Genomic DNA, 15,298 nt, shown 5'->3' on the forward strand with positions numbered 1-15,298 from the left:
GCCGCCTCCACGGCACCTCGCTCCATCCCTTCCGGCGTGGCACAGCCATTGCCTGCGCCCTCGCCCCGGAGTCGCGGCGCAGCGCCCGCCATCCGCGCGCGCCAAAGAAATCCCGACAGCCGACGCAAGGTAGATCAAACATCGCATTCGCCGACCTTGGCGAAAACCAATGGTTATCCCTATGCTGCGTTAAAAGCCGTGCGCGGCGAAGAACACATCATAAGCAGGGGCAAACCATGAAATCCTTACGGGCCAAGTTGACGGCGTTCGTCGCCGTCCTTACGGTCGTGCTGACCGCCATGCTCACGCTGGCCGCCTACAGCCGGATGCGGGTGGAGATCGTCGATCACGGTCTGACCAACGAGATCCGCGGCGTCGGCCAGGGTTACCAGTCGATGCTGCGCACCTGGGTCAAGGACAAGGAACTGATCGTCAGCGCGCTGTCGCAATCGCTGAGCACCGCCTCCGAACCCACCCCCGCACTGCAACAGGCGGCCCAGGCCGCCGGTTTCGACAGCGCCTATCTCGGCCAGCCCGACAAAGCGATGCGCACCAGCCGCCCGCTGGACCTGCCCGCCGACTACGACCCCACCGGCCGCCCGTGGTACCAGCAGGCGCTGGCGGCCGGCCATACCATCCTCACCCCGCCCTACGTCGATGCGTCGAGCAAGCGGCTGATCTTCTCCTTCGCCGCACCGGTCAAGGCGCCCGACGGCACGCTCAAGGGCGTGGCGGCGGCCGACATCTTCCTCGACGACGTGGTCAAGGACGTACTGGCGATCCAGCTCACCGGCGACGGCAGCGCCTTTCTGCTGGGCGACGACGGCACGGTGCTGGCGCACGCCGACGGGCAATACGTGCTCAAGCCCACCACCGCCGTCTCGGCGCAGCTGACGCCCGAGCTGCTCAAGCGCCTGGCCGCCACGCCCGCGCTGGCCGAGATCGAGATCGCCGGCGTCGACAAGTTCTTCTATCTGCAACCCGTCACCGGCACCGGCCTGCAACTGGGGCTGGTGATCGACCGCGACAAGGCGCTGGCACCGCTGCGCACGCTGCTGATGCTGTGCCTGGGCGCCATGCTGGTGGTGCTGGTGCTGGTGGTGCCGCTGGCCAGCTTCGTGGTGAACCGCATGCTGGTGGGGCTGTCGCGGCTGCGCAATGCGCTGAACGAGATCGCGCAGGGCGGCGGCGACCTGACCCGCAAACTGGAGCTGAACGGCGAGGACGAGATCGCCGAGGCCGCCAACGCTTTCAACCGCTTCACCGACCAGTTGCGGCAGATGTTCCGCGACATCCAGCGCGAGACCGAACGCCTGACGCTGGGGGTGCGCGACATCAACGACGTGGTGCGGCAGCTGTCCGGTGATTCGGAACGGTTATCGGCCTTGGCCGCCGCCAACGGCGCCACCATCGAGCAGATCACCGTCAGCATCAGCCACATCGCCGACAGCGCGCGCTACGCCAATCAACTGGTGACCAGCACCGGCGCGCTGTCCAGCGAATCGTCGGCCTCGGTGCAGGAGGTGGCCGGCGAAGTGGGCCGCTCCGCCGCGGAGGTGGAAAACCTGGCGACGCTGCTCGAAGGGCTGTCGCGGCGCTCGCAGGACATCAGCGGCATCATCCAGGTGATCCGCGAGATCGCCGACCAGACCAACCTGCTGGCGCTGAACGCCGCCATCGAGGCGGCTCGCGCCGGCGAACAGGGGCGCGGCTTCGCCGTGGTGGCCGACGAGGTGCGCAAGCTGGCCGAACGCACCAGCCAGGCCACGGTGCAGATCACCGGCCTGATCGAGGGCGTGCGCACCGAGAGCGAGGCGGCGGTCAACAACATGCAGAAGACGCATGCCGCGGTGCAGAGCGGCGTACAGCTGTCCACCCATGCCGCCAGCAGGATCGCCGGCATCCGCGGCAACATGGAAGAGATGATGATCAAGATCGGCGACATCGCCGACGCCACCCGCGAGCAGCAGAACGCCACCACCGCCATGGCGCAGAGCGCCGAGCACATCACCAGCCAGATGACCGAAACCGACGCCGCGCTGCACCAGGCGACCCACGCCGCCAACGAGCTGAACCAGCTGGCCAGCTTCCTGCGCGAGATGTTCGGCAAGTTCCGGCTGTAGGGCGGATCGACCTTCAAACGCGGGTGCGAAGCACGAAGGCCGGCGGGCGGCGACCAACGCAAGCCGACCTTCGCTCCCCTCGCCCGCTCCTTCCCTCGCCGGCCCGGCGACGCCGTCCCCACGGCTTTTGCTGACAAACCACAGCGGCCTGTCGTAGGCCGCTTTTTGTCGTCGCACACCTACTGAACCCTTGCACCTCCCGCCTTGCAAGGCCGTTCCCCTACACTGTCTTTGTAGCGAATACGCCCCTTCCCGGCGAAAAAGCCGTCCTCAAACGGACCCGAACCCAACTGATCAAGACAGATAATTTTCAACCTCGCGCTGTCAAGTTGTTGCTTGTGAGGGCAGCGACAGCATTCACATGTAAGACAAGCGCTTCCATTGCTATGACGAAAACAGCGCAGACATTGCGGCCTGTTTTCGCGCCATAGCCCGGCAGCCGTCCGGGCGGCCCCATCACAGCGAGCAGGCCAGGGAATGGCTCGCCGATGTTCACACATCCCCAACTGCGCTTCCCGGAGCCGGCGCGCCCGCGCCCCCGCTCCAACCGACGCCCCCGTGGCGAATCAAAACAAGGAGCCGACCATGAACACCACCCTTCCCACCGCCATCGTCAACGCCGCCGAACCCGCCTTTCTGACCGAGCGTGTCGAGCGCTACTACCGGGAACGTGTCCGCGATACCTGGGATGGCGGCCACATCATGCGCGGGCGGACTCCGGGGCGCGATGCGCTGCACCTGAGCAGCAACGACTACCTGGCGGTGGCCAACCACCCCAGCATCGTCGCCGCCGAGATCGACAGCCTGTTGCAGCACGGCAACGGCGCGATGATGTCGGGCATCTTCCTGTTCGGCGAGGCGCCGCAACTCAAGCTGGAGGCCGAGTTCGCCGCCTTCATGCAGGCCGAGGGCGGCGTGCTGTGCCAATCCGGCTACAACGCCAACGTCGGCCTGTTGCAGGCCATCGCCAACGAGCGCACCCCCGTGTACGTGGACATGTTCGCCCACATGTCGCTGTGGGAAGGCATCCGCAGCGCCGGCGCGCAGGCGGTCGCGTTCCACCACAACGATCTCGATCACCTGGCGCGCCAGCTGCATCGGCACGGCCCGGGCGTGATCCTGGTCGATTCGGTGTACAGCACCCGCGGCGACGTGTGCCCGCTGCGCGAGGTGGCGGCGCTGGCGCAGCAGCACGGCTGCGTGCTGGTGGTGGACGAATCGCACTCGCTCGGCACCCACGGCCCGCAAGGCGCCGGCCTGGTGGTGGAACTGGGGCTGACCGGGCTGGTGCACTTCCGCACCGCCAGCCTGGCCAAGGCCTTCGCCGGGCGCGCCGGCTACATCGCGTGCTCGGCGCGCTTCGCCGAATACTTCAAGTTCGAGGCCAACCCCGCCATCTTCAGCTCGACGCTGCTGCCGCACGAAGTGGCGGGCCTGTCCGCCACGCTGAAGGTGATCCGCGAGGAGGAGTGGCGCCGCACCCGGCTGCATGCCAACGCCCGCGCGCTGCGCGCCGGCCTGGATGCGCTGGGCTACAACCTGAACGACAGCCAGACCCAGATCGTCGGGCTGGAAGCCGGCACCGAACGCCAGACCATCGCCCTGCGCGACGCGCTCGAAGCGCGCGGCATCTTCGGCTCGGTGTTCTGCGCGCCGGCCACGCCCAAGCATCGCGCGCTGATGCGGCTGTCGGTGCACGCCGCGCTGGATGAAGTGGCGCTGGCGCGCATCGTCGCCGCCTGCCGCGACCTGCGCGAGGAAGTGGGCTTCGTCGACTGGGCCTCCACCCGCCGCCGCGCCCGCGACCGCGTGGTGGCGTTGCGCGACGCGGCCTAGGGTTTTTTTGGCGGGGCTGAACCCTAAGTCTTGAACCACAGAGGACACGGAGAGTACAGAGGAACACGGAGAAAACCAGAGGAAAAGAGGGATGACGCATCCTGCGGACCTTCGGGTGGGCAGCACCATCGCGGTTTCCCCAACTCGCTCCTCTCTTCGGTTTTCTCCGTGAAACTCCGTGTTCTCCGTGTCCTCAGTGGTTCAAGGTGTGGGGTTCAGCCATCCCCAGCCACCACGCCGCCTCACCCCGCGCAGTCCAGTCGTTCCAGGTAGCGGCGGTACGAGCGGATGGTGCCGGGCGAGACGCCGGCCGGCTGGGGGATCAGCGCGTAGTAGTAGAGATCGCGCCCATGGAACGCTTCGGCGGGGTACAGCGCGGCGTACCAGTTGTCGTCCACCATCGGGAACTGGCGGCAGGCGTGGCGGTACAGCAGGCCGCTGCCCTGGCGCAGTGCTTCCAGCACCTGCGGCGGCGCGCCCAGGTCAAACGCCTCGTCGTGCTGCGCCACCAAGTCCTGCTCGGACAGCACCACCAGCAGTTGCGCGTTGGCGCCGTCGTCCAGCAGCAGCAGGCCGGCCGGGTCGGCGTGCACGTAGTGCTCGATCACGCCCAGCTGCCGGCACAGCCCGCCGAACCAGCCGGAGAACGCCTCGTCGCGCAGGAAGGGATGCGAGGCCAGCGCCAGCACGTTGGCCAGCGGCTGGCACAGATCGCGGAAATACGCCTGCTGCAAGGCGCGGATATCCTGGGTCAGCCGCATCACCAGATCGGGCGACTGCTTGGGCAGGAAGCGGTCGATCAGCCCCTGGTTGAACGCCTGCACCGCGATCTTCTCGTCGGCCTTGCCGGTCAGCAGAATCTTCTTCACCGCCGGATCGCGCACGTGGCGGCAGTACTCCAGCCCGTCCAGGCCGGGCATGGCGTAGTCGATCACCAGCACCGTCACCAGATCGAAGCGGCCAGGGTTGTAGACCTCGCGCAGCACGCGCTCCAGATCGAACTCCATCAGCCGCTGGCCGGGCTGCGGGCGCTCCTGGAACTGGAACAGCGAGCAATAGCGGTCCACCAGCGCCGACGCCGGCGGCGACTGGTTGAGCGTCGCCAGCGACACCAGCGGGTTGCTGTGCAGCCGACAGGCCAGATCGGGGTCGAGCGCCAGCGCGAGGTTGGCGAGGTAGTCGGCGTTGTCGTCGACGAACAGCACACTGCTGGGAAAGTAGAACGGAACGATGTCGCGCGGCTTGATCACTTGGGCGCGGCCACCGGCAGGGTGATGGTGAAGCAGGCGTATTCGCCGAGTCGGGATTCGCATTCGATCCGGCCGTTGAACGAACGGATCACGTTGCGGCAGAACGCCAGCCCCATGCCGGTACCGCGCACGTCGGCATCCTGGTCGTCGCTGCCGGCGCGCGAGTAATAGGCGTCGAAGATATGCGGCAGCACCTCGGGCGCCATGCCGCTGCCGCCGTCGCGGATCACAAAGCAGCCGGTGCCGTCGTCCCCGCGCATCACCCGCAGCTCGATCTCACCCTTGCCGGCCTTGGCGATGTGGTGCAGCGCGTTCTTCAGCAGGTTGAACAGCACGTGCACCATCAGCAGTTCGGTGCCGCGGAAGGTGAAATCGCGCTCGACATTCACCCGCAGCAGCGCGCGCTCCTCCGGGGTGAACGGGTAGCGCGCCAGCGCCACCTCCAGGCAGCGCTCCATGCTGCACGGGTAGAGCCGCACTGGCGACACGCCCTGCGGCCGGGCATTCATCAGCAGCATGTCGATCATGGTGCTGGAGTAATCGACCTCGGCCTCGATGCGGCCCAGCACGTTGCGCAGCGAATCCAGGTGTGCGGCGCGCAGCGGCGGCACCGGCAGGCCGTGGCGCACCGCCTGCACGTAGCCGTCCACCAGCGTGGGCAGGTGCTGCGCCGCGCCGGCCGCGCCGGTCTTGATGCCCAGCAGCGGCGTGCGCAGTTCGTGGGCGATCGAGCTGGCGATCGACAGCATGGCGCGCGAACGCTCCTGCTTGATCATCTCGTCGCTGTAGTTGGCGGCGCCGCCCAGCACCAGGGCGAACAACAGGATGGGGATGTACTGCGCGTTGAGCGGGTCGAAGGCGATGCCATGGCCGGTGAGCATGAACAGCGCCACCGCCAGCAACGTGCCCAGGCAGGCGTGGATCGCCAGCGTCAGCCAGTCGTGCGCCAGGATCATCACGAACACCGCCGCCAGCGCCGACATGGCCCACGCCGGCTCGCCGCCATTCATCAGCAGCATGTAGACGAAGAAGAACGGCAGGGCCAGCAGCGTGGCCACCCACCAGTAGATCGGCAGGTAGCGCTTGAGCGGCCGCGGCCACCAGCGCGCCAGCATCACCGGGATGAACAGCAGGCTGCCCACCAGGCGCAGCGGCAGGTTCTCGTAGGGTTGGGGATACAGGTAGTGCCAGACGACGTAGTAGAGCGGGAAGCCGACCACCGCCACCAGGCCGAAGATGAAAAAGCGCGGACCCAGGTAGCGCACGTTGTCCGCCACCCGTCCAAACACCTTGCTGCTCCCTGATGTCATTGTTCTGGTCAGTTCCATCCCACGCACCGGACCGCGCCCCAGGCAGGTCCACCGGATCCTCGTCTCGCCGTCCCGCCACGGCGGGAGCGAACGCAAGCATAGCCGCTCGTGCTGTCCCTAGGCCAGCGCTGCTGACTTGCCGGGTAATGCCTCGGACGGGATTGCGATCGATTTTATTGGGTTTGAACAGGGGTTTACGCCCCCTCGACAGCAAGGCAGCGCCGACTGTCCCCCCACTCCAATACGGCAATCGAGGCAAACCGTTACGCTGAGGACGGTTTTCCCGACGTTCGTCGGTCCGCCCCGCGCTCGGGCCCCCTTGTGCCGCCGTCGACACGGATTCGGGTGGCCATGACGCCGCCGGCGCCAACCGCTACGCCGGCCAGGCGCGTCAGTCCGCGCTGGGCCGGGTCATCGCCAGCGGCACGATCCAGCGTGCGTATTCCTCGTCGGTGAGATAGCCCAGCGTCAGTGCCGCTTCCTTGAGCGTGGTGCCTTCCTTGTGCGCCTTCTTGGCGATGGCGGCCGCCTTGTCGTAGCCGATGTGCCGGTTCAGCGCGGTGACCAGCATCAGGTTCTGCGCCAGGTTGGCGGCGATGCGCGGCAGGTTGGGCTCGATGCCGCGCGCGCAATGCTCGTCGAACGCCAGGCAGGCGTCGGCCAGCAGCTCGATGCTTTCCAGCACGTTGTGCACCATCACCGGCTTGTAGACATTGAGCTGGAAATTGCCCTGGCTGCCGGCGAAGGCCACCGTGGCGTCGTTGCCGAACACCTGGGCGCAGACCATGGTCATCGCCTCGCACTGGGTGGGGTTCACCTTGCCCGGCATGATCGACGAGCCCGGCTCGTTCTCCGGGATGTCGTACTCGCCGATGCCGCAGCGCGGCCCGCTGGCCAGCCAGCGCACGTCGTTGGCCATCTTGAACAGCCCGCCGGCCAGGGTGCGCAGCGCGGCCGACACCTGCACCAGCGCGTCGTGCGCCGACAGCGCGAAGAACTTGTTGGGCGCGTCGACGAAAGGCTGGCGCGTCAGCGCGGCGATGCGCGCGGCGGCGCGCGGGCCGAACTCGGGATGCGAATTCAGCCCGGTGCCGACCGCGGTGCCGCCGATGGCCAGTTGCAGCACGCCCGGCAGCGCCTGGCGCACAGCGTCCAGGCCGAAGTCGATCTGCGCCACCCAGGCGCCGATCTCCTGCCCCACCGTGATCGGGGTGGCGTCCTGCAAGTGGGTGCGCCCGGTCTTGACCACCTCGGCGTAGTCGTCGGCCTTGCGCGCCAGCGTGTCGCGCAGCCGCGCCACGGCCGGCAGCAGCCGGCCGTGCACCTGCTCCACCACGGCGATGTGCATCGCGGTGGGAAAGGTGTCGTTGGAACTCTGGCCGCGATTGACGTGATCGTTGGGATGCACCGGCGTCTTGCTGCCCAGCCTGCCGCCGGCCAGCTCGATGGCGCGGTTGGCGATCACCTCGTTGGCGTTCATGTTCGACTGCGTGCCCGAGCCGGTCTGGAACACCACCAGCGGAAAGTGCGCGTCGAGCACGCCCTCGATCACCTCGTCCGCCGCCTGCACGATCAGCCGCGCCACGTCCGGCGGCAGCTCGCCCAGCTCGGCGTTGGCCTCGGCCGCGGCGCGCTTGAGCAGCCCCAGCGCGCGGATCACCGGCCGCTGCCAGCGGAAGCGCGCCACGCCGATGGGAAAGTTGATGGTGGAACGCTGGGTCTGCGCCCCCCAATAGCGGTCGGCGGGCACGTCGATGGCGCCCATGGAATCGGTTTCGCTGCGCACGGTCATGGCTGGCTCCTGTGAAAGCGCTTCCCATCAAAGCTTTCTGCCGCTTGGCGTCTTCTAATCAGCAATACGTAACCAAACGGCCATGTATGGGCAGGCGACTGACTAAGATGGACCCATTCTGCCACGCAAGGGAACGCGCATGCGCCGCTCCATCTCCCTGCCCGATCCGTCCGACCCGGACACCTTGCTGACTCAGGTACTGGCCGCCTTGCCGGTGGGCGTGGCCATCCTCGACCCCGCGCTGCGCTTTCGTTACGTCAACGCCGAACTGGCGCGCAGCACCGGGGTGGCGCCGGCGGACCACCTGGGGCAGACGCTCGACACCGTGCTGCCCGGCGCGGCACCGGCGATCCGGCCCTTGCTGCAACGGGTGCTCGACAGCGGCGAGCCGCTGACCGGGCAACTGGTCGCCGGCGAAAGCGCGGTGCCCGGCCACCGTCGCCAGTGGCACGCCGACTACCGCCCGCTGCGCGACGACGACGGCGCCGTGGCCGGGTTACTGGCGGTGATGCGCGACGTGACCGAGCAGCGCGAAGCCAGCCGCGCGGCGCAGGAGAACGAACGGCAACTGCGCGGCATCCTCGACAACCTGCCCGCCTACGTCGGCCTGCTGACGCCGGACGGCACCGTGCTGGAGGTCAACCGTCCCCCGCTGGAAGCCGCCGGCCTGCGGCGCGAGGACGTGTGCGGCCGCAAATTCTGGGAAACCGGCTGGTGGCGGGACGACCCGCAGGCGCGCCGGCAGATCGAAGCCGCCACGCAGCGAGCGGCCCAGGGCGAATTGCAGCGCTTCGACACCGAGCTCAGCCTGGCGGGCGACGCGCGCACCGCCATCGACTTCACCCTGGCGCCGCTGTTCGACGACCAGGGCGCGGTCACCCACCTGATCCCGTCCGGCATCGACATCACCGCGCGCCGGGCCGGCGAAGCGGCGCTGCGGCTATCGGAACAGCGCTTCCGCCAGGTGGTGGAGAACGCCCCCGACGGGCTGGCGATGGTGGACGAGCAAGGCCAGATCCTGCTGGTGAACGCCGGCATCGAGCGCATGTTCCTCTACCGTCGCGACCAACTGATCGGCCGCAACGTGATGGTGCTGATGCCCGAGCGCTACCGCGCCGCGCATCCGGCGCTGATGGCCGGTTTCATGCGCGAGCCCAGCGCGCGCGACATGGCCGGCCGGCGCGAACTGTTCGCGCTGCGCAGCGACGGCAGCGAGTTCCCGGTGGAGATCGGCCTCAACCCGGTGTCGTCCGAAGGCGGAATGCGGGTGCTGGCCACCATCGTCGACGTCACCCGCCGCAAGGCCGACCAGGCCGAGCTGGAGCGCGCGCTGGCCGAAAAGACCGCGCTGCTCCAGGAAGTGCACCACCGGGTGAAGAACAACCTGCAGGTGATCTCCAGCCTGCTCAGCCTGCAATCGCGCAGCGCCAGCGACGAAGCCCGCCGCGCGCTGGCCGAAAGCCAGAGCCGGGTGAAGGCGATGGCGCTGATCCACCAGTTGCTGTACGAGCGCCACGATTTCTCGCAGGTGGACATCGGCCTGTATCTCAAGCGCCTGTGCCGGTTGTTGCAGGACACCCAGCACAAGCACGGCGCGCCGGTGACGCTGCACCTGGCCGTGCAGCACGACGTGGCGCTCGACCTGCAACGCGCGGTGCCGTGCGGCCTGTTGATCAACGAATTGGTGACCAACGCCTACAAACACGCCTTTCCCGCCGGGCGCGCCGGGCGCATCGAGGTGCAGCTGGCGCTGGGCCCGGACGGCGCGCGCCTGGTGGTCGGCGACGACGGCATCGGCCTGCCCGACGATATCGAGCAGGGCGGCGGCTCGCTCGGCTTCCAGCTGATCCCGCTGCTGGTCGATCAGCTGGGCGGCCAGCTCGCCATCGAACGCGGCGACGGCACCCGCTTCGTGGTGACCTTCCAACCGGACGGAGACGCCTCTTGAACCCGAACCCGCGCATCATGATCGTCGAAGACGAGCGCATCGTTGCGCTCGACCTGAAGCACAGCCTGGAATTCCTCGGCTATCAGCCGTGCGGCGTGTTCGCCAGCGGCGAGGATGCCATCGGCCAGGTGGCCGCCGCCCGGCCGGATCTGGTGCTGATGGACATCAACCTCGGCCCCGGCATCGACGGCACCGAGGCCGCGCTCGCCATCAACACCGCGCACAAGGTGCCCATCGTCTTCCTCACCGCCTACGCCGAGGAAAAGACCCTGTCGCGCGCCGAGCGCAGCATGCCCTACGGCTACCTGCTCAAGCCCTACGAACTGCGCGAGCTGGACGCCACCCTGCGCATGGCGCTGGCGCGGCGCCAGGCCGAGCTGGAGGTGGAGCACGCCGAGGAACGGCTGCGGCTGGCGATCGACGCCGCCGAGCTGGGCGTGTGGGAATGGGATCCGCAATCGGACGACTTCCAGTGGCAGGGGCACCTGGAGGGCATCCTCGGCGGCGTGCCGCGGGTGTTGCGCGGCGAGCAGGACGCCTTCCTCGACTTCATCGACGAGGAAGACCGCCCCGCCGTCGCCGAGCAGCTGGCCCGCCACGCCACGGTGAGCAGCACGGTGCGCATGCGTCAGCCGGGCGGCGACCTGGGCTGGATCGAGCTGTACGCCAAGCGCTATGTCGAGCACGGCCGCGAGCGGGTGATCGGCGTGGTGCGCGACGTGACCGAGCGCCAGCGCAACGAGGAAAAGCTGCGCCAGGCCAACGTGGTGTTCCAGACCACCGGCGAAGGCGTGCTGATCACCGACATCGAGCACCGGGTAATCGCCACCAACCCGGCCTTCACCCTGCTGACCGGCTACACCGCCGAGGACATCCACGGCCGCGACCCCGACCAGTTCCTGCACGCGCGGCGCCACAGCGATCACTTCTACCCGCGGCTGATGGAATCGCACCACGGCTACTGGCACGGCGAGATCCTGTGCCTGCGCCGCGACGGCACCCCGTTCCCGGCGTGGGAACACGTCTGCGCGGTGCGCGACGAGCACGGCCAGCTGCGCAACTACATCATCACCTTCTCCGACATCAGCCAGATCCGTCAGGCCGAGGAACAGATCAACCACCTGGCCTACCACGACGCGCTCACCGGCCTGGGCAACCGCCACCAGCTGGCGGTGCGGCTGGAGACCGAACTGGAGCGCGCCCGCCTGGCGCACCTGCAGGTGGGCGTGATGTTCATCGACCTGGACGGCTTCAAGCTGGTGAACGACACCCTGGGCCACGCCGCCGGCGACCAGCTGTTGCAGACCGTGGCCCGCCGCATCAAGAGCGCCCTGCGCCGCACCGACATCGCCATCCGCCTGGGCGGCGACGAATTCGTGGTGATCGTGCCCGACGCGCGCCGGCTGGACGACTACGCCACGCTGGCCGACAAGCTGCTGGACGCCGTGCGCGAAGAAATCGAGCTGCGCAGCGAGCGGCTGAGCATCTCCGCCAGCATCGGCATCGCCGTGTTCCCCGACAACGGCGAGGACAGCCAGACCCTGCTCAAGTCGGCCGACAACGCCATGTACGACGCCAAGCTGCGCGGCCGCAACCGCTTCGCCTTCTATTCGCCGGACATGGCCGAGCGCGCCCACGAGCGCATGGCGATGGAACAGGGGCTGATGCAGGCGCTGGCCACCGACGCCCTGCGGGTGCACTACCAGCCGGTGATCTCGCTGGCCGACGGCCAACTGGTGGGCATGGAGGCGCTGCTGCGCTGGCAGCACCCCGAACTGGGATTGGTGCCGCCGGCGCGCTTCATCCCGGTGGCCGAGGAAAGCGGCCTGATCGACCGCATCGGCGTCTGGGTGCTGCGCCAGGCGTGTCAGCAGGCGCTGAGCTGGCAACGCGCCGGCCACCGTCCGCTGCGCATCGCGGTGAACGTGTCGGTGCGGCAACTGGCGCAGGATCACCTGGTGGAACACGTCGCCGCGGTGCTGGCCGAAACCGGCCTGCCGCCGCAGTGCCTGGAACTGGAGATCACCGAGACCGCCATCCAGTCGATCGAGCACAGCCGCGAGCGCCTGCGCCAGTTGAAGGCGCTGGGCGTGATGCTGGCGATCGACGACTTCGGCACCGGCTTTTCCTCGCTGAGCCTGCTCAAGCACCTGCCGATCGACCGCATCAAGATCGACCGTTCCTTCGTCACCGGCCTGCCCGGCGACAGCAACGACGCCGCCATCACCCTGGCCATCGTCGCCCTGGCCCGCAGCCTCAAGCTCGCCCTCACCGCCGAAGGCATCGAATCGCCCGAGCAGCTGGAATTCCTGCGTCGGCACGACGTGGCCGACGCGCAGGGCTACCTGTTCAGCCGGCCCCAACCGGCCCCGGCGCTGGAGCCGCTGTTGCTGCATGGGCACTGGCAGCCGACCGTGCACTGAGGCCCGGGCACGGTCTTCCCGGTGCGGGGCGCCGCCGGGCCGGGCTTCGAGCGGGCGCGGCCCCCGCGCTGGGCGCCACCGGATGTGGTAAGCTGCGACGCTTGCCGAGCATGGCTTATCCATCCGTCAAGCCATTGATCCGAATCGCTTTTTGCCGCCGGCCACCGCAACCGGCCCGCGCCGCCGCCCGATGACCATGTCCCTCCCGCCTTCCTCCCCCGCCCCGTCCGGCCACGCCCGTTTCCGCCGCACGCTCGGCTGGGGTTTCGTCACCCTGGTGACCACCGTGATGAGCGTGACCGGCGCCCACGCGCCGCTGCGCCTGTTGCTGGGCATCGCCGCGTGGCTGCTGCCGCCGCTGCTGGCCTGTGCCACCTGGCGCGCCTGGCGCGGCCACCGCGCGCTGGCGCCGCGCCCCTGGCAACTGTTGGGCGCGGCGGTGCTGCTGGCCGGGCTGGCCAGCGGCGAATTCCTGCTGCACGGCACCCCGGTGCTGGGCGAATGGCTGACCGTCGGCGCGACGCCGCCCGCGCCCTATGCCGCGCTGGCGCTGCTGTGCCTGGGCATCGGCGCCGGCGTGCCGTTGCTGGCGGGCCGGCGCTGGCCCGAACTGCTCGAAGCCGTGGGCACCGCGGTCGAGCGCCCCGGCGACCTGCTGGCCCGCAACCGCGAACGGCTGGCGCGCTGGCGCGAGGAACACCGCGCCGCCGTCGCGCATACCGCCGTGGTGGAGCCGCCATTCCAGGCCGAGACAGCGCCAATGCCGCCGCAGGCGGAACCCGCGCCGGCCCCGCTCGACCTCGACACCCTGCCGATGGCCGCGCCGCGCAGCGTCGTGCCCGAGCCCGAGGAAGCCGCGCCGCCGGTCGCCAAGGCCCGCCGCATCGAGCCACCGGCACCGCGCATCGTCCCGTCCCGGACCGCGCCGGAACCGAAAACCGCAGCGCCCCCCCTGCCGCCCCTGCCGGCCGCGCGCGACCTGCCGCGCCTGGAGATGGCGCAACTGCTGGACAACCTGCAACGCGCCGCGCGCCGGCGCCCGACACGCCCCGCCAGCGCCGCGCCGACGCCGCCGCAATCGCTGCCGGTGATCGACCCCTCCGAAATCCGCGCCCGGCTGCGCGAGATCCACGGCGAGCGCGTCGCGCCGGTCCAGCCCGTTCCGCCCCGCGCCGCCGCGCAGCAGCCGGTGGTGATCCGGCACGTGCGCAAACCCGCGCCGGAAGCCGCCAAGCCGCAACCGGCCACGCCCGCCACTCCGGCCGCGAGCACCCCGCTCGCTCCGCCCGCATCGCAGCCGACCCCGACGACCCTGGCCGCCGCCCCAGCCCGCGAGCTGCCGCCGGCGCGCACCCTGCTGCCCGAAGCGCCAACCGCCTCGGTCGCCATGCCAACGCTGGCTGCCGCCCTGCCCACCCGGCCGACCGCCACCCAGGCGATCGCGCCCCGGGCATTCGCGCCCCGAGCGATCCAGCCGGGGTTCGACACCAGCCAGATCGAAGTCATCGACATCGCGCCGCTGCCGGATGACCTCGGCCCCGAAGTGGACGACACCCCGGCACTGAGCTGGCCATCGCTCGGCGTGCCCGACGCCGCGCCCATCGCGCCGCAACCGATCGCCGCCCCCGCTCCCCAGGCGATCGAGCCGACCCCCGTCGCGCCGACGCCGCCGACCTTTGCCGAGGATGCCCCGTGGCTGGCGCCGGCCGCCGAAGCGCTGGCCCCGGTGGCCCCGGCCCCGCGCCCCGAACCACGCCATTACGACGACACCATCCTGCCGCCGGTCGCGCTGCTGCGCGCCGCCGACCCGCAGGTGGCGGTGGCGATGAGCGAGGAAGAACTGCTGGAACGCAGCATCGTCATCGAAGAGAAGCTGGCCGAGTTCAAGGTGAAGGTGCGGGTGCTGGACGCCTGCGCCGGCCCGGTCATCACCCGCTACGAAGTGGAACCCGCCGTCGGCGTGCGCGGCGCGCAGATCGTCAACCTGATGAAGGACCTGGCCCGCGCGCTGGGGCTGGTGTCGATCCGCGTGGTCGAGACCATCCCCGGCAAGACCTGCATGGGGCTGGAGCTGCCCAACCCGACGCGGCAGATGATCCGCCTTTCCGAGATCTTCTCCTCCGCCGAATTCGAAGAAGGCCAATCCAGGCTGACCATGGCGCTGGGCAAGGACATCACCGGCAAGCCCATCGTCACCGACCTCGCCAAGGCCCCTCACCTGCTGGTCGCCGGCACCACCGGCTCCGGCAAGTCGGTCGGCGTCAACGCCATGATCCTCAGCCTGCTCTACAAGGCCACCCCCGATGAAGTCCGCTTCATCATGGTCGACCCCAAGATGCTGGAGCTCTCCGTCTACGACGGCATCCCCCACCTGCTCGCCCCCGTCGTCACCGACATGAAGCTCGCCGCCAACGCGCTCAACTGGTGCGTGGCCGAGATGGAAAAACGCTACCGCCTGATGAGCGCGCTCGGCGTACGCAACCTCGCCGGCTTCAACCAGAAGGTGAAGGAAGCCGAGAAGGCCGGGCAGAAGCTGACCAACCCGTTCACCCTGACCCCGGACGACCCGGAGCCGCTGAGCCACCTGCCCTTCATCGTGGTGGTGGTCGATGAATT

The 15,298-nt window shown here is 69.2% G+C and carries 8 protein-coding genes; 5 read left to right on the forward strand and 3 right to left on the reverse strand.

Features of this window, described 5'->3' with window-relative positions; all coding sequences use genetic code 11:
* Positions 1 to 236: 236 nt before the first annotated feature.
* Both C556_RS0109650 and cqsA read left to right on the forward strand, forming a co-directional pair.
* Complete coding sequence (locus C556_RS0109650; protein ID WP_018748044.1) at positions 237 to 2,123, forward strand: methyl-accepting chemotaxis protein; 1,887 nt, start codon at positions 237 to 239, stop codon at positions 2,121 to 2,123.
* Between the two features lie 585 nt (positions 2,124 to 2,708).
* On the forward strand, positions 2,709 to 3,959 hold the full coding sequence (gene cqsA, locus C556_RS0109655; RefSeq protein WP_018748045.1) for an alpha-hydroxyketone-type quorum-sensing autoinducer synthase: 1,251 nt from the start codon (positions 2,709 to 2,711) through the stop codon (positions 3,957 to 3,959).
* Between the two features lie 242 nt (positions 3,960 to 4,201).
* Here the strand turns inward: cqsA and C556_RS0109660 are convergent, their stop codons facing one another.
* The 3 genes from C556_RS0109660 to fumC all read right to left on the reverse strand — a co-directional run bounded on the left by C556_RS0109660 (position 4,202) and on the right by fumC (position 8,311).
* Positions 4,202 to 5,209: a response regulator gene (locus tag C556_RS0109660; RefSeq protein ID WP_018748046.1), complete on the reverse strand. Its 1,008-nt coding sequence runs from the start codon at positions 5,207 to 5,209 to the stop codon at positions 4,202 to 4,204.
* Positions 5,206 to 6,519 (reverse strand): sensor histidine kinase, encoded by a 1,314-nt coding sequence (locus C556_RS0109665; protein WP_083930534.1) that lies wholly within the window; start codon positions 6,517 to 6,519, stop codon positions 5,206 to 5,208. Before C556_RS0109665 ends, C556_RS0109660 begins: the two co-directional genes overlap by 4 nt.
* A 391-nt stretch (positions 6,520 to 6,910) precedes the next feature.
* The gene (gene fumC / locus C556_RS0109670) at positions 6,911 to 8,311 is read right to left on the reverse strand and encodes a class II fumarate hydratase (RefSeq protein ID WP_018748048.1); all 1,401 of its coding nucleotides are present in this window, start codon (positions 8,309 to 8,311) and stop codon (positions 6,911 to 6,913) included.
* Positions 8,312 to 8,450: 139 nt separating this feature from the next.
* On the opposite strand from fumC, the gene C556_RS21625 reads away from it, so the two are divergent.
* From C556_RS21625 to C556_RS24090, 3 genes are all read left to right on the forward strand, one after another.
* The gene (locus C556_RS21625; protein WP_018748049.1) at positions 8,451 to 10,259 is read left to right on the forward strand and encodes a PAS domain-containing protein; all 1,809 of its coding nucleotides are present in this window, start codon (positions 8,451 to 8,453) and stop codon (positions 10,257 to 10,259) included.
* Positions 10,256 to 12,682, forward strand: a complete 2,427-nt coding sequence (locus tag C556_RS0109680; protein WP_018748050.1) for a two-component system response regulator — start codon at positions 10,256 to 10,258, stop codon at positions 12,680 to 12,682. Before C556_RS21625 ends, C556_RS0109680 begins: the two co-directional genes overlap by 4 nt.
* 190 nt (positions 12,683 to 12,872) lie before the next feature.
* Positions 12,873 to 15,298 (forward strand): DNA translocase FtsK (locus C556_RS24090; protein WP_085951154.1); only part of this gene is annotated, 2,426 nt, incomplete at its 3' end.

This window comes from Chitiniphilus shinanonensis DSM 23277 (assembly GCF_000374805.1).
GTDB classification, from domain to species: domain Bacteria; phylum Pseudomonadota; class Gammaproteobacteria; order Burkholderiales; family Chitinibacteraceae; genus Chitiniphilus; species Chitiniphilus shinanonensis.